This is a genomic window from Branchiibius cervicis, assembly GCF_042661605.1.
In the GTDB taxonomy this organism is placed as follows: Bacteria; Actinomycetota; Actinomycetes; order Actinomycetales; family Dermatophilaceae; genus Branchiibius; species Branchiibius cervicis.
Genome location: NZ_JBHSWJ010000002.1, coordinates 2,065,724 through 2,085,832, shown reverse-complemented (window position 1 = coordinate 2,085,832; position 20,109 = coordinate 2,065,724). Strand labels below are relative to the sequence as shown.

The following is a 20,109-nucleotide window of genomic DNA, read 5'->3' as shown; positions in this document are numbered from 1 at the left end:
CGACTACCGAGACGTTGGCGGCGGCCCTGGCTGTCTGCAAGGTGACCAAGAACCAAGGTCCTGAGCTCCAGTTCCTGGACAACCACCAAGCCACCAGCGGCGGAATGATGCTGGCGACCTGGGGCGACTATGGGTATGAGCCCGAGCACGAGCTGCTGGCAATGCAGGTGCGCGGGCAGCACGTCGGCGACTGGACCGAAGACGCCGTGTTCGCAGCCAAGCGGGGCTGAGCCCGTCGCACCGTGCAGGTATGACAACCACCGATGAGGCAGTGGCCGGCTACCAGATGACGCGCGAAGCACTGCAGAACGCGGCAGCCGCGTACTACGGCGGCGGCGACGTCGTCATGTCGGACGAGCAGTACGACCGGCTGATGGCGGACGCCGCCCGGTTTGAAGCGCAGCACCCGGAAATCACCGACCCGATCTCGACCCAGGTCGCCGCAGGTGCCGGGCTGAACCAGGCTGAGTCAACACTGGCGCACAGCCGCCCGATGCTGTCGCTGGACAACGTCTACTCGGTCGAGGAGTTCCAAGCATGGGTTGACGGCCTGGCTAAGCGAATCGGTAAGCCCGTCAGTGACATTCGGCTTGCTGTCGAGCCGAAGCTGGACGGTCTGGCGACGGCGATCCGTTACGTCAACGGCCGCCCGGTCGCGATGCTCAAACGCGGTGACGGCATCACCGGCGAAGACGCCACACCGGCACTGGCCGACATCACCAACCTGCCCGGGGTCGCGGGCGACTCGCCGGTCCAGTTCCGCGACGCTTCGGGCGCTGCCTTCTTCCAGTTCGAGGTCCGCGGCGAGGTCGTATTCACCCACGAAGACTTCCAGGCCGCCAACGCGGCCCGAGAGCTACGGGGCGACCGGCCGTTCACCAACCCGCGCAACGGTGCCGCCGGAGCCGTCGCCGGGGCAGCCACCCGCGACTACCGACTGCCGCTGCGGTTTTACGCCTACGACGTGGTCGGCCTGCCGGACGCGAGCCACGTTGACCTGATGGTTGACCTGGCGGACGCCGGGTTCGCCACTGCCGCATCGGTGACTGGCTCGCACAGCCAATGCGACCTGCGCGACGCCATCAGCGAGATCGAAGCGGGCAGCCCGCCGCCAGGTGGCGGCTCGGTGTTCACGATGGCCTGCGACGGCATGGTCATCAAGGCCGACCTACCCAGCGACCGGGCCGCGGCCGGTGCCGGGCCGCGTGCCCCTCGTTGGGCGATCGCCTACAAGTACCCCTCCCAGGAGGTCACCAGCACGCTGCTGGAAGTGACGTGGGCGGTGGGGCGGACCGGGGTCATCGCACCGCGAGCCCGGATCGAGCCGGTCGAGTGCGGCGGGACACGGGTCGAGTACGCGACGCTGCACAACCCGGAAGACATTGCCCGCAAAGGGTTCCTGATCGGTGACCCGGTGCTGGTGCGCCGCGCCGGGGAAGTGATCCCGCGGCTGGAGGCACCGTTGGTCGCGTTGCGCGACGGCACCCAGACCCCCGTCCAGATTCCGACGCAGTGCCCTCAGTGCGGCGGCGCGGTGGACGACTCCGGTGCCCGGTTGCTGTGTCGATCGGGGGAGTGCGGGCTGATCCCTGCGCTGACGTACGCGGTGTCGCGTGACGCTCTGGACATCGAAGGTCTGTCGGTCGCGACCATCACCCGGCTGGTGGAGTCGGAGGCGTTCATCGACCTGGCCAGCATCTTCGAGGTCGGCCTGCGGCCAAGCATTCTGATCGCTGACGGCGGGGTCGCCCCGGCGAACGCGCCGAAAATCGTCGCTCAGATCGAGAAGGCCAAGGATGCCGGGTTCGCCCGTGTGCTGACCGCGCTCGGCCTGGCCGGTACGGGCCGGTCGATGTCGCGGCGCATGGCCGCCCACTTCGGGTCGATGGACGCCCTGCTGGACGCGAGCCCCGGCGATCTGTCGGCGGTTGACGGACTGGGCCAGACCAAGGCCGACAGCATCTACCGGCAACTCGCGAAGCCAGGGATGCGCAACGTGATCCAACGTCTGGCCGCTGCCGGTGTGCGGATGGGTGAGGCGGTTCCCGAAACTGCAACTGGCGCAAGTTGTTCGGGTGCACTGGGTTCAGGAGCACTGGACGGATTGGCGGTGTGCGTGACCGGCAGCATGGTCGGAGCCCTGGCTGGGCTGTCCCGTAACGAGGTGAACGAACTGATCGAGCGCCACGGCGGCCGGGCAGCATCCAGCGTCAGCAAGTCCACCGGGCTGTTGGTGGCCGGGCAGAAAGCTGGCTCGAAGCTGGTCAAGGCCGAGTCCCTCGGGGTGCAGGTGGTCAGCGAGGACGATTTCGCCGCGATGCTCGCCGCAATCTGATGTTCACGGTGGGGCGGGGATGACCTGACGCCAGGATTCACCGGCGACCGGCAGGACGTGGACGATTACCCTCGGCGCTCCCGTGCGGAACCCCTGGCACCTGACCGGGAGCCATGCCTGCGGTTAGCGATGCCGAATCGGTCTGATTAGGGTCTCGGCGATTGCCACAAGGACTGCACCGACCACAAGCGCCATGAGCAGTCCACCGGCGAACGCCCCCACGGAATGGGCCGCAGGGATCCCCGTTAGCAAGGCCACAACTGCTAGCCCTAGGGCAATCGCCCACAGGTAGGGACGATTGCTGGTGCGCCATAACTCGTAGGCGACGGCCGCAAGGACGCCACCTACGAGCATGGTGAGGGGGTAGACCGTCATGGCTGCTCCGAACTCTCAGGGTGTGATGTTGTGGCACTGCTGGGCCTTATATTGCCCGTTCAGATACAGGGCCGCGCACGCCGTGCCGTAATGGGCCAGGGTCCGGTTGTTTGGCGCGTCGAAGTCAGGGCCGCTGGCTCCCCAACAGCCGTACTTCGTCTTGCTGGTGTAGCGGGAGTAGATCTTGTTGTTCGTGTCGCGGTAGATGAAGTCGATCCGAGGGTTGCACATGTCCTCGTTGAAATCGAGGTAGCTCGAAGCGGGCGGAGCGCAAGTCCATCCCGCGAACTCGCTGTCCAGCTTCTTCCCGTCCCCCTTGATCGTGTGTCCGAGAAGGCAACCAGCAGGGATACTGATCGAGATGCCGTCCAGCGAATAGCTAAACGACCCGATGCTCTGGAATCCGGTCGCTGACATCGGGTTCACTTTGACCGAAAGATGTGTTGATGGGGCCACGGCGGCTGTCCGCTCGCCAGACCGCGTATTGGCAGCATTCGCGGCGATTGGGGCGAGCAGGGTGTAAGCGGCAACCGCAGTTCCCGCGACGGCTAGAACTTTCTTCACAGGGTCTCTCCTTTAGCCTCAGGTTCCTCGTCATGAGAAACACCAACGTGTCAGGCAAGAGGGGGCCCTGGCGGCGGGGGATACTGCGAATAGTCCCCTAAAACACTGAAAATATCCCGAGTGCTAGCCTCGATCTTTCGTCGGGCCCGTGCGTGATGTCGTCGGCGGCGTGATCGCTGGCCGTGAGGGCGATTCTGGCATCGGGGTGTGACGACCTGCCGCGATGTCGTTCGCGGTGGACGCCGGGTTCCACGTGCCGGTGGGTGTTGCTGCTCGTGCGGTCGGCGGAGGCGTTGCTAGATCGGTGGTCCGAGAGCGGCGAGGCGGGCGTGCGCGGTCAGGACGAGCGGCGCCCATGGTGCGGTGGTTTTGATGCGCAACCACTGCTGACGGGCGTGGCGGACCAGGACGGCGGGGATGCTGAAGATCCGGTGGCGTACCCGTTTGGGTTCCCACCGGCGGGCCGGATCGGTGGCCTCGAACGCCAGGAGTTGCATCCACGCGGTGAGGTCCCCGGCGAGCATGACCAGGTGACACCAGATCCGGTTGCTGTTGAAGCTCTTGAGCGGCAGGTTGGCAAGGCCGGTGTCTTTGGCGATCCGGATCCGGTCCTCGCATCGGGCCCGTCGCCGGTGGCGCAACTCCAACTGTTGCAACTGTCCGTGGGTGGTGTTCGTGGCGAACCCAGTGATCCGGTAGCCGTCGACATCGTCGAACCTCAGTTGTGCGCCGGGGTGGGGTCGTTCGCGGCGGATGATGACTCGTATCCCCTTGGGCCAGCCGGTCAGCAGCCCGTGGTGGCGTAGCAGGTCGGTGATCTCCGCGACGGCTGCACCTTTGCGGATTCCCTCTTCGTCGCTGTCCAACGCCGGTGACCACACGCCCTCGGGGATCAGGGCGTACAGCTGCGGGGTGATCGCTGGGAGGGTGAAACCCACACTGTAGGAGAGGTTCCGCTTGACCAACCAGGTCAAGAACTCCTTGGTGCCGCCGGCCCCATCAGTACGGATCAACACTTTCCGTCCGGGCCAGCGCCGGTCGATCCCCGGCAACTGCTTGAGCGCTTCGGTGGTGACAGCGATGTGATCAGCAGCCGTATTACTGCCAGCGTTGCCGGCGCGTAGCAGCATCGCCAACGGCTCCCCGGTCCCGGCCTGGCCGTGGTCAAGGAACGCACACAACGGGTGGAACCCGAACCCGCGTTTGAACGTGGGCGCAGCCTTCTCCTTCTCCGAATGGGCGGTGACCAGCGTGGCGTCGATGTCCACGATCAACGGATGCTCAGCGCAGGTGTCGCGGTTTGGTGCGGCGTCCCCGGCCAACTCCCAGGCACGGGCTCGGGCGGCGGCCCGGGCAGTGTTGATCCCCCGAATGACCCGGTCCGCGTCCCTGGCCAGCGCGGTGATCGTCCGCGAGATCGTCGCCTCGGAGCCCACGGGCCCGAACAGGCCCGGCTCGGCGCGCAACAGCCCGGCATCAGCCAAGCAGTCCCCGCCCAACGCCACCGAGATCGCCAGATCGGTCAGGACCTTCCCCGGCCGGTGCGTCGCGAACGGCTTCATCCACCGCCCCAGACCATCGACCAACGCGGCGCCCAGCCCGGTCACCGCGGCCGTCTTCGTCAACAGCACCCCACCCGCGGAACCAGCCGCCGAAACCGGTGCCGAATCGACACGGACCTGCGGGTACAACGCAGTAGTCTTGACCACCAGAAAGGTGCTCCTTCTCAGGGACCAGATAGGGACTTCGCAATCACTATCTTCCCAGGTCAGGAGCACTTTTCCTTGTCACGCAACGGGTTTCAGGCCATCCCGCCGTGAAATCTCCAGGCTAGTGCCGACTTCTTGCCAGGAGTCGAACTGCGTTGCCCGCCTAGGAGGCGGGCGCCGTGTCCGTTGGACGACGAAGGCGCGTCGGCCCCGGGCTGCTGTCCGGGGCCGACCAGAACCTACTTGTCGGCAGCTTTCACGGTCGCCTTGCCGAGCGGCTTCGCGTCGCCGTACTGGGGCATTGGGAACTGATTGTCAGACATGGTTCTTCCGTTCGGTTGGCTGCGGTGACTGTTCGGCTACGGACGCCTAAGGGCGTCCCGCACCGTTGAAATGAAGACCTCGATCGCGCGTTCCAGCGCGGCCGGGTCGTCGCAGGTGAGGCCGGTGCACAGAGCCGACGGGTAGTCGCGGTCGCATACCGGGCACCACACGCAGGCGTTGTATTCGCTCCACTTCAAGCCGTCGAAGCGGTCGCCGCTCGGGTGCGCGTGGACCGGGCATGTGTAGCCCTGCTCGCCAGGGGAGAACAGGACGATGCCGCCGGTTTGGCGGTATCCGAGTAGCTGCGCGAACGCGGTGTTGGTCGATGTGCCGGCGACGTGCCGGGCTGGATCGTTGCGGTCCATGCCTTGACGGTGCGACGTCAGGCGCCTGCTGGCTTCGGCTAACTCTGCGGGGCGCTGTCTCGACTACCTGGTGAAGGCGTCGATCCGCGACGCGGAACGGGGAAGATCGTCATGGCTGGATGGACACAGGCCCAGATCATCGAGTGCTGGCGCGCTGAGCGCTTGCGCCAGTTGGAGGGTCGGCTCGACGCGGTTGGGTGGAGCGATGAGGAACGGGAGGAGTGGGGGATGATCCTGCGCGCCATGGGCGCCAAGGGTGCGCCGCTTGAAGACGACCCGGTGGCGATGGCTTTCGGTCTGGTGCCAGACCGCCGGCAGGATCCGGCGTGGTTAGCTGGTCACCGGCTCAGCGCCCGCAACCAAAAGATCGACCTGCGGGCCGCCGCGCAGCGTGTCGTCGACGACGCGACGGACCAGGCCGAGCACTAGCGACTGTGCGCCGGTGCCGCCGAGGGCTGCAGCGGGCGCTTTGCTGTCAAGAGCCCCTGGTCGCCGACGGGCCGAGAGGCCAGTGAGGCGCGAAATCGGCAGGGGTCAAGCGCTGGGCTCGGCTAGGGTGCTCTCGATGAACGTGCCCAGAGGCTCGAAATCGTGCGACCAGATGAGCGTCAAGCCCATGTTCTGAGCTTTGTTGAGGTTGCCGAGTGAATAGCAGCCCGATAGCGCCGCGACGGGCAGGCAGTTCGCTACTCCGAGGTCTGCTACCCATGCCTGCGCCTTTTCACCACAGTCATGAATCAAGCGCTTGTAGGAGTTGGTCTCCGAGTTGCTGACTTTGCACTCGATGGGGAGCAAGCGCCCGTCGAACAGGCGCACCACGATGTCAGCCTTCCCGCCGACTACCGAGGATTCGCCCGAGAACTCCCCAATCTGCGGCCCTTGAGAGGCGTTGGAGATGACGGTTGCCTTCACCTCTGTCAGGCCGCATTCCTCGGCGAGGTAGACCTTCAGTGCCTTCTCGAAAGCCTTGCCTCTGCCGCGCCGGAAGGTCTCCATCTTGCGCATTGCGAACATGGCGGCAGTTGACACGATGGCTGCCTGTCGCTCGGACTCCGAGGGCTCCCGGTCTTCGCCCACCCAGGGGAACCGCTCGCGATCGAGGCCCATGAGGATGTACTCCATCAGGATGTCGATGTTGTCGGGGTTCGCCTTGAGCGCTCCGATGGCAAGGGAGCAGTCCCCCAGAGTCTTCAGATCGTCCTCGCTCAGCGGAGGCGAAGCGACGTAACGGCAAAGGTGCTGGCGCGACTTGTTCAAAAGCAGGTCGGCAGCCGTTTCACGAAGCTTGCGGAGGTCGTCGCTCGCCTCCATCACGTCGGCGAATACGGAGTAGGCGTCTTCATAGAACTCGAGGTAGTGGTCGAGCGGCTCGGTCGTGCGCTCCTCACGGAACTGAGTGGTCGCGGTCAGACGGTCCGACGTCAGCTGCTCATTGTCCCACCTTGGGGGTGTAGCCGTCATCGTTCAGCAGCTCCATCGTTGGCACAGGGAGCCGTTCCATCTCCCTCGGTTCGAACTTGGTCAGACCACCTGCGTACGTCCGACCCTGCCCGAGGGTAACTGACACTCTCAGATGCTCAGTGAGCTTTGCGAGAGCGTGCACCGACATCGCCTCGCGTGGATAGAGCCCATGTGCGATGTTGATGTGCCGCGCATCTGCCGCGTTTCGCACGAAGGCGGGGGGCGGCGAGCCATGTAGGTAGCGAGGATCGGCGCAGGGCTGCGAAGTCCGACACTCCACCACGCCTTGCGGTTAGAGGCCACGAAGCCCTGTTTCGCGACCTTCACCTCCGGTCGGCGGAGAAAGGCGTCCACCTTCCGCCGCTCATCCGGGTCAAGCTCGTCCAGTTCCGTCGGAAGGTCGATGACGACCCGAAGGGTGGATGTGTCCTGGAGAACACTGCCTGCCGCGAAAAGCTCACGGGCCTTCGTTACCGACGGCTGCAACAGGGACTCGGGCAACTTGGTTGTGTCTCTGTGCGTCACCCAAACAGCGTTGGCGCCGGTCACGGTGCCCCGGTGAACACGCGCGAGCTCGCCGAGTTCGACGTAGCCCTCTGGAAGTTTGGGGGTCACGCGAAGAAGCGGCATCCAACGGGGTGCCTCGATGAGCCGTTCCTTGGCCACCGCGTGGCCGTTGGACAGTGCCCCCAGTTCGGGCAGCGTGTTTACTGACTGAAGTGTGATCGACTCGACTTGTCGCCCGACGTTGAAGCAGGTGATGGCTGCCGTCGTATTGGCGTCGAAAGGCATGGCAGCAGGGTCAACTACGTGGACGGAGTCGCCGCCTAGCTTGCCGAGGAGCATCTGCCGAACGAGCGCGCCGTAGTTGACGTCCAGCCACTCCGAAGAGGTGACGAAAGCACCGAAGTCGTTCGTCGTCGCGTGCTGTAGAGTGGCAAGGAAAAAGTGGACGTGCAGCCCTGCGAGCTGCGACGCCTTGTACCCGTGAAGCGCCGCCGTCGCCGAAAGCCACTGCTTCCAGTCTTGTGTGATCCCGTGGTGCCGAACGTAGGGTGGGTTGCCGACGTACAACGTTCGGCCCTCGATCCCTTCCACCATGAGGGCGCGGTAGTCCACCAGTTCGACTCGCGCGCGATCGGCATGACCAGCAGCGTTGAGGTTGGCCCTTGCCATGAGCGCGGCGATGGGGTCCAGATCAGCGCCGATGAGCACAGCATCGGGGAACGCGACCGCTGCCTTGAGCAGGTAACGACCTGACCCCACACCGGGATCGACGACCCGCGCCGGTTCGCCCTGAGCCTTCGCCCAGTTGATCATCGAGTCCACGATGAGGGCAGGCGTGTAGGTCTGCCCCTGGGGTCGACGTTCCTCCGCGCTTCGGAGCGCACAGAACGCATCACCCAATGGGTCAATCCCGGTGGCGATCTGCTCTCGTAGGGCGGCGACATCGCGGCGGCCTACATGCGTCTGCATGATCAGTTCCTTCTCAGCGACGCTCAGGCCGTCCACGTTCTCCGCCCCGAGTGCCACCGCGCACGCCACGAGTTCCTCCAGGCTGCGGATGGTCATGGCGGGCACCTTGTCATCCACCACCGACAGCTTCCCTCTTGTCACGACGCCGCCCGCCCCGTGCGGGCGCGCTGCAAGTAGCCTTCACGGTTGTCGGCGATCGTGCCTCCGAAGAGCGCGAGGGGGTGGTCAAACATGGGGGCGACGTGCGGCCCAGCAAGGCCAACCATGCCCGGGGACAACACGCATGCGAGCGCACGACGGTGTCCCGCCACGGCAACAGCAAGGGTCGGGGCGCCAGGCACAGGTCCGACACTAATGGCCTCGGTCGGGGTGTGCCCGCATCCTTCCAGCGTGTCGAACCAATCGAGCCGAATGCAATCTGGGGCCGCCAATAGCGGAGCCAGCCGGTCCGGCGTCATCTCGGCCGTACGACCAAGGCATTCGCGAGCCAACAGCACGGAGTTCCGGTGCGGCGGGAGTCCTTCAAGGTGCGAACACTGTACGCTGATCTGGTCGCGGTGTTGCTGCAGCCGGGTAGTGGTGGTCATGCCTTCACGGTGCGACGGGCGATTCGCGAAAGCTGATGAGTTCGGCAAGCACTGCCCTCGGCAGGCCGCACCACCACTGATGAGGCAACCTCGCCACCGAGGGGCCCGTGAGCAGGAACACCAGAAGCAGCGAACCCGCGGGCGACGAACACCAACATGGCCTGTCGGCCTGTCGCGGTGGCGCGTCGGGAGACCCAGGGAGCGCACTCGGGGCCGCCAGCCACGCGACGGACCAGGCCGAGCACTAGCGACTGCGCGCCGGTGGCCGGGTCGTTCTCGAAGCGGTGGATGAAGGCGTCGCGGAACTGCCGGTGCGCCGCGTCACCGACCAAGCCCTTGACGTCGCGACTGGCCCGTCCGCCCAGCGGCGAGTCAGCAGGTACCGGTATCGACCGTCCGGCGACAACACCGCATCCGTCACCCGCACATCATGCCGTCCACATAGCGCAGCGGCCCGCGGGCTTCCGACAATGTGCAGCGGGTGATCGGAATAGGTCATACCTTCACGGTGCGACGGGCGGGCTGGGCGGCGCAGGTACGCCGCTACAGGGCGTAGAAAGGCTTGCGCCCCAGTCGTCCTTGCCGGCGACAACCTTCCAAACCTCCGGCTTGACGCCGCCCAGCCAGGTTCATGGTGCGACGGGACCGCCCAGGCTGGCAGGCTGGTCGAACTCCACCAGGCGCAGGGCACGAGCCAGCCGCAGCGGGGTCGTGTCGTAACGGTCGAAGAATCCACGGCAGACGGCGTTCTGGCCACCTAAGGAGCTGTGGCAGATGATCGCGGAGTCCTGCGACACCGCGGCGTTTACCATGTCCTTGACCCGGCCAGGTGCCAAGCGCATCGGGTCGCCCGGCCGGAAGATGCACGTACCGCACCTGTCGGCGACGACGTGGACCTTGCCTTCGCGGAAGGCGTTGCCGGTCATGGCTAGTGGCTCGCAGACCGGTAGTTGCGCTCAACAAGTCTCGGCCGGCGCCGTGTCCGCGGCGACTCCTCCAGGATCGTCAGCATCGCATCGGCGGCCACGCTGTGGGCGACACCAGCCCAGCGGCCAGTGCCGTCGAGAGCCAGAAGTTCCGTCCGCTGGACGCCCTCGAACTCCCAGCGCCGGATCCCAATGAGGACGATGTCGCGGTGCCCGGTCCAACTGCCGTGCGGGATCCGGATGATTCGCCCGTGGTGCTGGCGTCCAAGCTGGCTCGCCGTCAGAGTCGTTGTCATTTGTTGACGGTGCGACGGGTCAGTCTCGGACCTGCGTATGCAAGCACTGCTCTACGTTCATCGGGGCTGGCTCCCCTGGCAGGAGTGGCCTCGCATGCGACTGGCTCGTCTGTCCTGATCGACAACGGAGTCTGTCGTCCTGCGATCTTTCGCAGCCACGGATCAGGTGTCCACAGACTCTGTGGCGCGGGCGAGTTCGCGTCGAGCACGGAGCGCCAGGCGGCGTCGATCGGGGTGCCGTAGACCGCCGAACACCATGCCGGGTTCACCTCGATCACGGACCAGCCAGTGTCGGGCGACCAGCCGACGTCCAACGTGCATGCGTTCAGCGAGGGGCGCTCCACAGGGCCGACCAGTACCTGTTCGCCGAAGTCGATGGCTTCGGCGAGCTCGCCCTGTGGCGCCGGGACCTGGTCGAGCTCCTCGGACCACAACATCGGTTCGCCGGTCGCCGAGTCGCGCACTAGGTACCGACTCGCGCCAACTGCGTGTCCGCCTGCTACGAATAGCCGGTACTCCGCCAACCAGAGCATCCGATCCCAGCACAACGACACCATCGTTGACTCCGAAGCGCCAAGTTTCTCTGCAGCGCAGCGAAACTCACCGACATCGGCGTACCACTGAGCCGGTAGACCCTCGTGTTTCATCATCGCCAGCTTGGCGAACACTGGCCGCTTCGCGGTCATCCGTTCCGTCTCACGCAGAGTCATCGTCACGAGAGGCCGTTTGAGGTGGTGCGGGGCGATCAGGTCGGCCAGGAGGGGAGTCGGCGCAGCCAGCGGGTGGCTCATCCCGGACCGGTAAGCTCGCGCAACCCAGGCCATGGGAGCCCACAAAGCGTCACCCGGACCCACGGCTGGGACGTCGAGCCCGTTGCTGTGGCGCACCTGCCAGCCGTCCGGGGGCGCGGCAGCGAAGTCGTCCGCGATCCAGCGTTGGTGCGTGACGACGTGCAATGTCCTCGTGTCTTTTGCCATTTCGGCTACCCGCCATGCTTCAGCAGGTAGCGGTTGTTGATCGCCTTCCAGTAGTCCCGTCCATCTAGCACCGTCAGGCCATGGCCGTCGGCGGTGTGCCATACGACTCCCTCGGCAGCACGGTCGCGGCCGACAACCGACCGCAACCCGTCCACCTGGGCCACCGCTTCTTCGGTGCCGGCCGGGAACGGTAGGTCCAGTAGCGGCGCAGCGTGATTGAGCGCCACTTGCGGCCACGCCGACCGGGGCAGGAACCGGCGATGAGCGTCCAGAACGTTGAAGACGAACAGCCGTAGGTCGGGCAGCTGTAACGGGTTGCCTTGGATCCCGGGCCCGGCGATCTCCGCCTGCACCACCATGCCCGGTTCGAGCGCCGCACTCAGGCCGATCCGCTCGTCCACGATCTGGCTGGACAACTCCGGCGTCGGACGCAGTTCGAGGTTGCGCGAGCAGTAACGAATGCGACCGTCTGCCGGGTCGCGAACGATTGTCACGGAACTACCGTCGACCTTCTCGGTCGCGATCCAGCCCGCCGGATGCGCAGTCAACACAGCCCAGTGAGCGTGCAGGTTCTGTACGCGCTCAGCATCAGTTCTCGGGGCGAATTGCGCCGGGAATGGTCCGACCACTTGACCTGCCAGATGGGCCGGAATCGGCGGCTCGTACTTGACGATGCCGAGCGAGTCGGTCAGATCAGAACCGACAGGGGACTCGTCCAGGTTGATTCCGGCCTCGTGCTCCGACAGCACAAGACCCTGCGATACCTGGCCTCGTAGTTTCACCGTGCGCAGTACATGCCCTTCCAGGCCCGAACCATCCCGCAGTGCAACGGTTTTCGTTCCGCGCGCAGCCAGGAACGCGAAACGCGGGTCGCTGATCGGCAGCAGCGCATCGACCTCGATGTAGATGACCCGCTGTCCGGCGGCGAACTGGCCCTTACGGACAACGACGTGCCATCCACGGACGGTCGCTCGTTCGATCTGATCGGCGCCGGGAATGGGCTGCAGGTCACCGATGACGGCAACTGTGGCAAGTGCGCGGGAGTCGTTCACGAGTTGACGGTGCGACGCTCGTCACTCGGCGAAACAGACATGATGCCCGTCCACCTCCAGCGGTGCGTCGATCGCGCCGTGGCGAGCCATGACGGCGCACAACTCGATGGCGTCGTTGTCGAAGTGCACTGCCTCAGCGACCATTCGGAAACTACTCGCGCCGGCGTACACCAGGCCGACAACCAGGTCCGACGTGGCGGTGGTGGTCTCGGCAACAGCACTTCGCCGACCCGGAACGAACCATTTCACGCCACCACCGGGAACTGGGCGTAAACCGGTGCTGCGGTGGGCCTTACGTGCCGTGTGCCGGGTTGCGTTCATACCTGGACGGTGCGACGCGTCGCACCGTCCAGGTATGACAACGGTGAGCCTGGATGTCGCGCAGGTCCGCATCGCTGCTTTGACCGCGGAACTAGACATTGCCCAAAGTGACCTACGCCGCCTCGACAACGCAGGGTCTGACTTGGATAACGACTACCGGGGCCACCTGTCGGCCCGGATCGCCGCGATCCAAGCAGACCTGGACATGTGGAGGATGCTTAGAACCGCACAGCCGTGACCACCACGTTGTCTTTGTGGTGCCCGCCTCGCAGGATGACTCCGCCGCAGGTGACCAGTTCCAACTTCATCGAGTCGCGGCCATAGAACACGTCCGCCGGTAGAGCAGACTTCGTCATCTCGGCGCGAACGGTCACAAGGAAGCGGTAGACCCTTCCGGCAGAATCGCTGACGTAGATGACCGTGCCCTTGGTCGCACGAGCAATCGGGGCCAACGCGCCCTTGTACCGGCCGTAAGACAGGGTGTGTCCCGCGATGACAGCCCGTCCGGTCTTTGCGCCATAACCAACCGAGCCGGTCCACCGACCCACCTTCGTCGCGCCGGGGACGACCAGTGCTCCAGCCTTGACCGGTGCCGCGACAATCGACGTGTTGATCCCCAACTTCGGCACGTAGAGCCGGTTGGCACCGAGCCTGGGCAGTTCGGAGGTGACGTTCATGACGGCGAAGCCGCCGCTGCTCCCGGCTGGGGCGCTACCGATAGCCACGACCGATGTCTCCGCGGTGGGCGCCTGAGTCGCTGCCCCAGTGGGATTGCTCGGAACCGGGGGTTCTTTCACGCTGCTGGGCACAGGAGTGGACACCTCGCTCGGCTCGGCCTGCGATGTCAACCTGGGTGTCGGTGTCAGGACGCGCGTGACCGTGGTCGCTGAGCTCGTTGGGTCGGCAGTCATTGGGGTCGTGTCCCCGGCAGTCGTGCGGGCCGAGCTCGAAACCACCACAGGCGAGGAGGTGCTGTGCGACGCGGTGGTGACGACCGGCCGCGAGCTGATGTTGCTGGTGGGTCCGCAGGCGGACAGTGCCGCGACCGAACACACTCCTACTGCACCGCCCAGAATGGACTGGTAGCGCTTCATCGGGAGACCTTCATACTTTCGGACTCGGAGGTACGTTCGTTGGGCACCAAGGCGCGGAACGCGTTGCGTAGCGCGCCGTCCCAGGTGTCGAGTGCTTGGTCAGGTGCCAGGCCGGCGTCGGTGAGTCGCTTGATCGCGTCGTCACGGGCGGCGTTCAAGTCAACGTTCAGGTCACCGGCCGCATCAAGAGCGCAACGTTCGACCTCCGCTGTCGCTGCGTCGATTTCAGGAACGTCGACCAGGCAAATATCGTCCGCCTCGCCAGCAACGTGGCCAGCGAACCGCCCGTCGGCGGCGTGGATCGCGCCAGTGGCATCAACTTTGTTCATCGCGGCTCACCAGCCCAGGGCATGGGTGGGATTCCGGCAGGTGGCCGCATTAAGCGGTGGGGCGAACCATGGGTCATGCCGGTTTGGTTGGCGGGCGTCGCAGTTTTGCGCCACTGCGTTTCAAGCCGCGCCATCAACCTGTATCGGAATGTTGCGCTGGTCGGCCGCTTCCAGCGGGGTGACGGTGATGGATGCGCCTTCCCTGACCGAGCGGTCGCACCAGCCTTTTTCAGCGATCACACGGACGACCTGAGAGTCATCGACGTACACCCTGGCAGCGGTCAGAGCGTCGAGAACGGCTCGCCCGAGCTTGTCGGCGTCGCCGAGAGCACGACTGGTGCAGTAGTCAGGCGCGGACGGTCTCAAACGATTCTGGTTGCGGCCTGTCCCGTAGTGCGATTTTGGCCGGCAGAAGCTGAACCTCGCCGTGACGATGACGGCGCCGGTGAACGGCTCCGCCCCGGCCAGTGCTTCGACGGCGGCGTCAACGACAGTGCTGCGCCACGTTTTGACGTCGGACGACTCCACCAGGATCCCTTTGCCAACGTGTCGTTTGGAACCCTGCGGTCGCGGGTGCCCGATTGCTCGGAACGCCAGATCAGCCATCGGCGGCCCCTAGCCGCAGGCCGTCACCGCAAGTGAGGACAACCCGTGGGCCGAGACTGTGCACCACGGCGTTTATGCCCGCCAAGGTCACGGCGACCGGGTCGATGTCGTTCAACACCCAGGTGACTGTGGCCGGGTCCAGCCCGCGGCGGCGCATTGCGATCGCTGCAGCCACCGGCAACACCCCGGCGCCGCAGGTCGGGTCAGCGAAGGTCTCGCCCTCGACCAATGGGTTCATTTCGGCGAGCAACCGAGCCAGATTCATCGGGGTGTAGAACGCGCCACTGACGCGCTGGGAGTCCAACGAACGCAGGTTGCTGTAGACGGGGCCGAGGAGTTCACCGCCGACGTTCTCGGCCGCTGCGGAGCCGATCAAGTCGATCTGGGCCAGGTCGGTGAAACATGCCCGAGAGACCTTCACCGCCTGGGCGTCGGGGCGACCCGCCCAGCCAGTCAGGTGCGGCAGGTGCTGGCGAAGGAACGGCACCGATGATGCGGCCACCGTCCAGAGTTCGTCCAACGCGACGGTGTCCGGCGCTGAGGCGAAGGACTCCATCATGGGCTGCACCAAGTCCGGACCGGTGCCGAAGAACAGAACGCCTGTAGCGACCGCAGTCAACTGAATCCTCACCGCTTCCCGGTGCCCACCAACCATGGCTGTGGCCGTAGTCAGTCGTCCCGCAAGCTGCTCCGGGGAGAGCACCGGTGCGGACTTCTCGCTTTGCTTCACGCTCGGACGGTGCGACGCATCGCGATAACCAGTCAGGGCGTAGTCGTTAACGGCAACCCTGTGCGGGTATACCGGGCAAGAATCTGTACCTGCAGATCGTCGAGTCCCGCGACGATGACGTCCTCGTTCGGGGCACGATGCTCGACCTGCCGTGTTTTGGCTATGACAGCCAGCCGGGCACGGATTCGCCGGATGGTGGCCGGATCGACGTCGAGTCGGTCACTCAATGCTGCCAACGTCGCGGCGGCCTGCTTCGGTGCTTCGCACAGCATCTTGTGGGGCAGCGGCTCGACCAATTCCGTCGTGGTGTGCGGGGCGTTGCCGGCGCAGGCGAAGCGCAATCGGGGAAGTGTTACCTGCTCTAGCGTGGATTGCCATGACTCGCAGGTGATCCAGGACCGGCGCAGCTTGTGCGCGACGGCTGCGGTGACGCCGGACCCGGCGAACGGGTCGAACACCAGGTGGTCGGGGTCGGTGGCGATCTGGATGATCCTGGTCAGAAGCGCCTCCGGTTTCGGAGTGGCGAACCGAGTGCCGGTGGCGCGCTGGACTTCGTCGCGTGCGTCGCGGACGGATCCGGCGACACGGGCGTCCCACACGCTGGCGGGCGCGGCGCCCGTGGCCGGCAACGGAACTTTGCGGCGCGGACGGCCGGCCCCTGTTCGCCCGAAAAATACCTCCGGCCAGGTGCCCGCGGCCATCCGTGCAGTGGCTTGGCGCTGTGCCTGCGCCAGCCCGCCGGTCAGCATCAGTGCAGGGCTGTCGCCGACGTCGGAGCCGACGATGCGGCGGCGAGTCTCGGCGTCGGGCAGGTGCTGCGGGAGGTAGGACCCCCACGCGGCCAGCCGGGCCGTCATCTCGGTGCGGTTGTAGACCCAGTGCCGCCCCGGACCCGGGTAGTGCACGGTTGCGGTGAATGGCGACTGGATCCCATACACCAGGTCGGGGTGCCGGTCACCGCGTGGCCCGGTCAGATCGCCGGAACTCCACGGGACCAGATCGCCGTCCCAGGACTTGAACCAGGTGTTTTCGTCATCAGTGCGTGGCGGACGACGCACAGTAAAAGCGGGCGACTTGGCCAGTACCAGGATGGGGTCGTGCTGTTCGCGGAAGCCGGTGCCGGCCACGGGTGCCGACGCAGTGCGTTGCCACCAGATGGTGGTCCGGTGCGCTGACGGTCCGAAGGCGGCCAGGGCGGACTGTTCGGCGTACCGAAGCATCGACCGGTTTCCATCACCGACGCCCAAGTGCAACCACAGGCTGCCATGTTCGGGAAGGAGTCCGAATGCGGCAGTGACGAGCCGGTCGATCATGTCGCGCCACGCCTGCCCAGAGGGGTCGGCATAGTCGCCTTGATGGCGGCCGGTGCCGAACGGTGGGTCGGCGTAGATCAGGTCTGGGCGTACACCGATCTGACGCAAGCGATCCATCGTCGCCAAGCCGTCACCGGAGATCAACAAGCCCACGTAGACCTACATGGGCCACCTACGCAACCCCAGGGCCGCCGAAACTCGACCCGAAGATGAAAGCCCCATACCCCTCACGCGTACGCGCGCGCGAGGGGTATGACCCTTTGACCTGGTTCCGGGCGGGCAACGCACACTACGTAGTTGAAAGTTCAATCCAAGGGGTCGTACCCGTCAGGCGCGTGCGCACGCGCGCGTACACGTACGCGCGCGCGAGGGGTGTGACCCTACGCATCTTTCGGTGAAAACGTCGCTGTCGGCCGATCACGAGACCCTGACCTGGACCGAATCGGAGGGGATACCCCTCGCGCGCGCGCGCGTAGGGGTCTGACCCTACCCACCGAGTCGCCAAAACCGCAACCCGGACCTGCAGAAACCGCGGCATTCCGGGAAACTTGGCCGTTTCTGGCTGCAACTGGCTGCAACTGGCCACACCATGTGGCCAGTTTTCGCCGGAACCTCGAAACACAAAACCGCAGGTCAGAGCCCTCTACTACTACTACTTACTACTACTTTTTACTGATCTGACCACTTGACCACACCGCATATACCCCCTTATGAGGATTCGCTTACATTACTTTCGGAGGAGATATATATCCAAATCCCCTATAAGGGTTGTTGCGGGCGTGGTCATGTGGCCAGATTGCCGTTTTACGACCCCCAAACACCACCTGACCTGCGCAAACGTCCTCGAACTGCCTGACCACACCTGTGGTCAAGTGGTGGCGGATGCAGCCAGGACACTGTTTTCGCACCCCACCAGGTAGGGGCAGACCCCTACGCGCGCGTGCGCGCGAGGGGTATCCCCTCCGATTTTCCACGATCCGGAACCGTTGATCGCGGCGCGCTGGGCGTCGAGGCGTTAACCCGACCCTGGCCTGCAGACGATGGCCCATGTTGGTGAGTGAACAGACTTTCTGTCCCCGTCCCTCACCGAAAGGCACCCTTGCGATGCACCAGAGGCGCCCTGGGCTCAGCCCGGGCACATCGTTGATCTTGCCCGGCAACGTCGTCGACTACGTCGTCGCCTTCGACGACTTCGCCAGCGCCATCAGCGTCCCGGCGCCGTCCCTGATGGCGAGCCCCTTGATCGGGCTGCCGTTGCCACCGGCCGGATGGAGCCCTCGGGATTTCGCGCCTGAGCTCATCTGGCATCCAATGGCCTGGTTGCCGGAACGGTTGAAGCGTCCGCTGACCAACGGCGATGACGTCGAACCAGACAACGGCTGGGTGCTGCGCGTCGGTCTGGAACTGCAAGAGTCCGGCCTGTACGACCAGGTGTCCGGGTCTTGGTTTGACGTCCTGACGCATCTTGGGATCGACCCGGCGAACGCCGACGACGCCCACCGCCTATCGTCCTGGCTGGCCGGCGGTCCCGACCGGCGGCTGGACGAGTTCGACCTGGACGAACTGATCTTCGTCGAGGACGCACCCGAGTGGTCGCTCGAAGCCGCCATTTCCAGCCTGGAACCGCTGGAGGTCGTTGCCCGCACGAAGGCTGCCCGACAGTTGCTGGCGATGTGCAACGAGACTCTGACCGGCGATGGGGTCGAGCCTGCCGAGCAAGCCGAAATGGTGGGGATGATGCTGACGCTTGGCGTCTGGGCAACGTGCGGGGATGAGGCGTTGGGCGCACGCATCGAACAGGTCCGCGAACGTCTGGACGCCTACGCCGGCGGGCTGTCCGATGCGGGGTCACCCGTGTTCGCGCTGTCTGCGATCTTCGCCGACATGGTCGATGCTGGCGAGCCGATCGAGAACGACCTTCTGGCCCAGTTCGAGCGGGTCCGGCGCCAAACCGGCCTGTCCGAGTTCGCCGCCAGCTAACGACGACAGGCGTCGCACCGTAAGCCCATGGCCGATTTCGTACACCTCCACAATCACACCGAGCACTCGCCTTTGGACGGCTTGCAACGGGCACGGGAGATGGTTGCTGCGGCCGCCGCGGACGGTCAGCGTGCGATCGCCGTGACCGACCACGGTTCTCTCGGCGGCACGATGGCCTTGGCCAGGGCGGCCGATGAGTTCGGGCTAAAGGCAATAGGCGGCTGCCTCCTGCGAGGTCAGGAGATCTACACGTCGGCCGGGGTGAAGGCGGTGGAAGATGTGGAGGTAGGGGACCTCGTGCTCACGCACCGCGGACGCTTCCGTCCAGTAGTGCGGACAATGACGCGCCGCTACGAAGGCGGCGGCTTCAGGATGCACCTGTCCGGGCGGTACTCCCGCACGCTGACGCTGACCGAGGAGCATCCGATCCTTATCCGCACGCGCGACGGACGACTCGATTGGACGAAGCCTGGTGAGATTGTTGCCGGCAGGCCCGGCAAACGCGAAGGCGCCTCCGCATGGAACTCCTGGGTTTGCCTGCCAAAACTGGAGCAGAAGCCGTACATCATCGACATGGCGACAGTGTTGCCCGCATCTGGCGGCTGGTCCTTTCGACCAAACGCCATGAAGTCGTATCGGCGTCACCATGCTCCCTGTGAGTGGCCGGTACCTCGCATGCTTGAGATTGACGCGGATCTGGCGTACCTCATGGGCGTGTACGCCGCTGAGGGGCACCTGGGCGTCAGGCAAGGTGAACCAAACGGGCGGATCGGGACAACGCACCACATCAGCGAACAATTCATCGTGGATCGGATTGGTCGCGTCGCAAACCGGTTCGGTGCTCAACTCATTAGCCGTCCCCGGGGTGGCTATCGTGAACGCACGATCAACGCCGAGTTCAATTGCCTCCCAATAGCACTCCTGCTCGCCGACACCGTCGGGCGCGGAGCTTCATCTAAAACGGTACCTGCTGGAATCATGACGGCACCGCTCGATGTAAAACGATCTTTCGTACGCGGGCTGCTTGACGGAGACGGTCGAACGTTGGGTATCCCAAGCAACACCAAGAACCGTGCCGACCTCCGAACTACCTCTCCACACCTCGCGTGGGGTCTGCGCGCCCTCTTGGCGGACGAGGGATTCTTCCCCCACGTCGGACGCAAGTCCCGAGCGCCATTCCAAGACATCTACCAAGTTCCGTACAACCCACTAAGGAGCTTCGCGTACGGGAAGCACGACGAGAGCTTCAGCTACCGTCCGGTGGCTCGGGTAGACGAGATCCGTATCGA

The 20,109-nt window shown here is 65.2% G+C and carries 23 protein-coding genes and 1 pseudogene; 7 read left to right on the top strand and 17 right to left on the bottom strand.

Translation table 11 applies throughout. The features are described from left to right. Positions 1-41: 41 nt before the first annotated feature. On the top strand, positions 42-230 hold the full coding sequence (locus ACFQBT_RS10955; RefSeq protein ID WP_146202525.1) for a hypothetical protein: 189 nt from the start codon (positions 42-44) through the stop codon (positions 228-230). 20 nt (positions 231-250) lie between these two features. Then, the gene (gene ligA, locus ACFQBT_RS10950) at positions 251-2,335 is read left to right on the top strand and encodes an NAD-dependent DNA ligase LigA (protein ID WP_377822674.1); all 2,085 of its coding nucleotides are present in this window, start codon (positions 251-253) and stop codon (positions 2,333-2,335) included. Between the two features lie 390 nt (positions 2,336-2,725). Here ligA and ACFQBT_RS10945 read toward each other — a convergent pair whose 3' ends face one another. The 3 genes from ACFQBT_RS10945 to ACFQBT_RS10935 form a co-directional block, all read right to left on the bottom strand. After that, the gene (locus tag ACFQBT_RS10945) at positions 2,726-3,127 is read right to left on the bottom strand and encodes a hypothetical protein (RefSeq protein ID WP_109685033.1); all 402 of its coding nucleotides are present in this window, start codon (positions 3,125-3,127) and stop codon (positions 2,726-2,728) included. Positions 3,128-3,570: 443 nt separating this feature from the next. Further along, positions 3,571-4,983, bottom strand: coding sequence for an IS1380 family transposase (locus ACFQBT_RS10940; RefSeq protein WP_377822672.1), 1,413 nt, complete (start codon positions 4,981-4,983; stop codon positions 3,571-3,573). A 359-nt stretch (positions 4,984-5,342) separates the two neighbouring features. Next, positions 5,343-5,672: a hypothetical protein gene (locus tag ACFQBT_RS10935; RefSeq protein ID WP_377822670.1), complete on the bottom strand. Its 330-nt coding sequence runs from the start codon at positions 5,670-5,672 to the stop codon at positions 5,343-5,345. Positions 5,673-5,783: 111 nt separating this feature from the next. Here ACFQBT_RS10935 and ACFQBT_RS10930 point away from each other — a divergent pair, with 111 nt between their 5' ends. Beyond that, positions 5,784-6,101 (top strand): hypothetical protein, encoded by a 318-nt coding sequence (locus ACFQBT_RS10930; RefSeq protein WP_109685027.1) that lies wholly within the window; start codon positions 5,784-5,786, stop codon positions 6,099-6,101. A 105-nt stretch (positions 6,102-6,206) separates the two neighbouring features. Here ACFQBT_RS10930 and ACFQBT_RS10925 read toward each other — a convergent pair whose 3' ends face one another. The 9 genes from ACFQBT_RS10925 to ACFQBT_RS10890 form a co-directional block, all read right to left on the bottom strand. Further along, a complete protein-coding gene (locus ACFQBT_RS10925; RefSeq protein ID WP_109685025.1) occupies positions 6,207-7,133 on the bottom strand; it encodes a XamI family restriction endonuclease in 927 nt (308 codons plus the stop codon). Continuing rightward, positions 7,102-7,344 carry a hypothetical protein gene (locus ACFQBT_RS19930; protein WP_465252289.1) on the bottom strand — a complete coding sequence of 81 codons (243 nt, stop codon included), beginning with the start codon at positions 7,342-7,344 and terminating at the stop codon, positions 7,102-7,104. The genes ACFQBT_RS10925 and ACFQBT_RS19930 overlap by 32 nt, the downstream gene beginning before the upstream one ends. Further along, positions 7,242-8,726: an Eco57I restriction-modification methylase domain-containing protein gene (locus ACFQBT_RS10920; RefSeq protein WP_377822667.1), complete on the bottom strand. Its 1,485-nt coding sequence runs from the start codon at positions 8,724-8,726 to the stop codon at positions 7,242-7,244. Before ACFQBT_RS10920 ends, ACFQBT_RS19930 begins: the two co-directional genes overlap by 103 nt. Before the next feature lie 20 nt (positions 8,727-8,746). Continuing rightward, a complete protein-coding gene (locus tag ACFQBT_RS10915; protein ID WP_109685023.1) occupies positions 8,747-9,196 on the bottom strand; it encodes a hypothetical protein in 450 nt (149 codons plus the stop codon). 629 nt (positions 9,197-9,825) lie between these two features. Continuing rightward, positions 9,826-10,122 carry a hypothetical protein gene (locus ACFQBT_RS10910; RefSeq protein ID WP_109685021.1) on the bottom strand — a complete coding sequence of 99 codons (297 nt, stop codon included), beginning with the start codon at positions 10,120-10,122 and terminating at the stop codon, positions 9,826-9,828. 2 nt (positions 10,123-10,124) lie between these two features. Then, positions 10,125-10,418, bottom strand: a complete 294-nt coding sequence (locus tag ACFQBT_RS10905) for a hypothetical protein (RefSeq protein WP_377822664.1) — start codon at positions 10,416-10,418, stop codon at positions 10,125-10,127. Then, complete coding sequence (locus tag ACFQBT_RS10900) at positions 10,415-11,395, bottom strand: ATP-grasp domain-containing protein (RefSeq protein WP_377822662.1); 981 nt, start codon at positions 11,393-11,395, stop codon at positions 10,415-10,417. The genes ACFQBT_RS10905 and ACFQBT_RS10900 overlap by 4 nt, the downstream gene beginning before the upstream one ends. A 5-nt stretch (positions 11,396-11,400) precedes the next feature. Next, positions 11,401-12,447 (bottom strand): RNA ligase (ATP), encoded by a 1,047-nt coding sequence (locus ACFQBT_RS10895; protein WP_377822660.1) that lies wholly within the window; start codon positions 12,445-12,447, stop codon positions 11,401-11,403. Positions 12,448-12,468: 21 nt separating this feature from the next. Further along, on the bottom strand, positions 12,469-12,696 hold the full coding sequence (locus ACFQBT_RS10890) for a hypothetical protein (RefSeq protein WP_377822657.1): 228 nt from the start codon (positions 12,694-12,696) through the stop codon (positions 12,469-12,471). A gap of 106 nt (positions 12,697-12,802) precedes the next feature. Between ACFQBT_RS10890 and ACFQBT_RS10885 the strand changes: the two genes are divergently transcribed. Then, positions 12,803-13,006, top strand: coding sequence for a hypothetical protein (locus ACFQBT_RS10885; RefSeq protein ID WP_377822656.1), 204 nt, complete (start codon positions 12,803-12,805; stop codon positions 13,004-13,006). On the opposite strand, the gene ACFQBT_RS10880 is transcribed toward ACFQBT_RS10885, so the two are convergent. Then, entirely contained in the window at positions 12,987-13,493 is a 507-nt protein-coding gene (locus ACFQBT_RS10880; RefSeq protein WP_170119800.1) for a class F sortase, read from the bottom strand. The two genes, ACFQBT_RS10885 and ACFQBT_RS10880, sit on opposite strands and share 20 nt — an antisense overlap. Before the next feature lie 88 nt (positions 13,494-13,581). On the opposite strand from ACFQBT_RS10880, the gene ACFQBT_RS10875 reads away from it, so the two are divergent. After that, complete coding sequence (locus tag ACFQBT_RS10875) at positions 13,582-13,854, top strand: hypothetical protein (protein WP_377822653.1); 273 nt, start codon at positions 13,582-13,584, stop codon at positions 13,852-13,854. A 4-nt stretch (positions 13,855-13,858) separates the two neighbouring features. On the opposite strand, the gene ACFQBT_RS10870 is transcribed toward ACFQBT_RS10875, so the two are convergent. The 4 genes from ACFQBT_RS10870 to ACFQBT_RS10855 all read right to left on the bottom strand — a co-directional run bounded on the left by ACFQBT_RS10870 (position 13,859) and on the right by ACFQBT_RS10855 (position 16,993). Then, entirely contained in the window at positions 13,859-14,191 is a 333-nt protein-coding gene (locus tag ACFQBT_RS10870; protein WP_109685007.1) for a hypothetical protein, read from the bottom strand. Between the two features lie 120 nt (positions 14,192-14,311). Continuing rightward, the gene (locus ACFQBT_RS10865) at positions 14,312-14,797 is read right to left on the bottom strand and encodes a RusA family crossover junction endodeoxyribonuclease (protein ID WP_377822650.1); all 486 of its coding nucleotides are present in this window, start codon (positions 14,795-14,797) and stop codon (positions 14,312-14,314) included. Beyond that, positions 14,790-15,527, bottom strand: coding sequence for an N-6 DNA methylase (locus tag ACFQBT_RS10860; RefSeq protein WP_377822648.1), 738 nt, complete (start codon positions 15,525-15,527; stop codon positions 14,790-14,792). The genes ACFQBT_RS10865 and ACFQBT_RS10860 overlap by 8 nt, the downstream gene beginning before the upstream one ends. A 32-nt stretch (positions 15,528-15,559) precedes the next feature. Continuing rightward, complete coding sequence (locus ACFQBT_RS10855; protein ID WP_377822646.1) at positions 15,560-16,993, bottom strand: DNA methyltransferase; 1,434 nt, start codon at positions 16,991-16,993, stop codon at positions 15,560-15,562. A 996-nt stretch (positions 16,994-17,989) separates the two neighbouring features. Here ACFQBT_RS10855 and ACFQBT_RS10850 point away from each other — a divergent pair. Together ACFQBT_RS10850 and ACFQBT_RS10845 are read left to right on the top strand one after the other, a co-directional pair. Further along, positions 17,990-18,820 (top strand): hypothetical protein, encoded by an 831-nt coding sequence (locus ACFQBT_RS10850; protein ID WP_291523293.1) that lies wholly within the window; start codon positions 17,990-17,992, stop codon positions 18,818-18,820. A 27-nt stretch (positions 18,821-18,847) separates the two neighbouring features. After that, a pseudogene (locus tag ACFQBT_RS10845) lies at positions 18,848-19,999 on the top strand (PHP domain-containing protein); the annotation flags it as partial. Positions 20,000-20,109 lie beyond the last annotated feature (110 nt).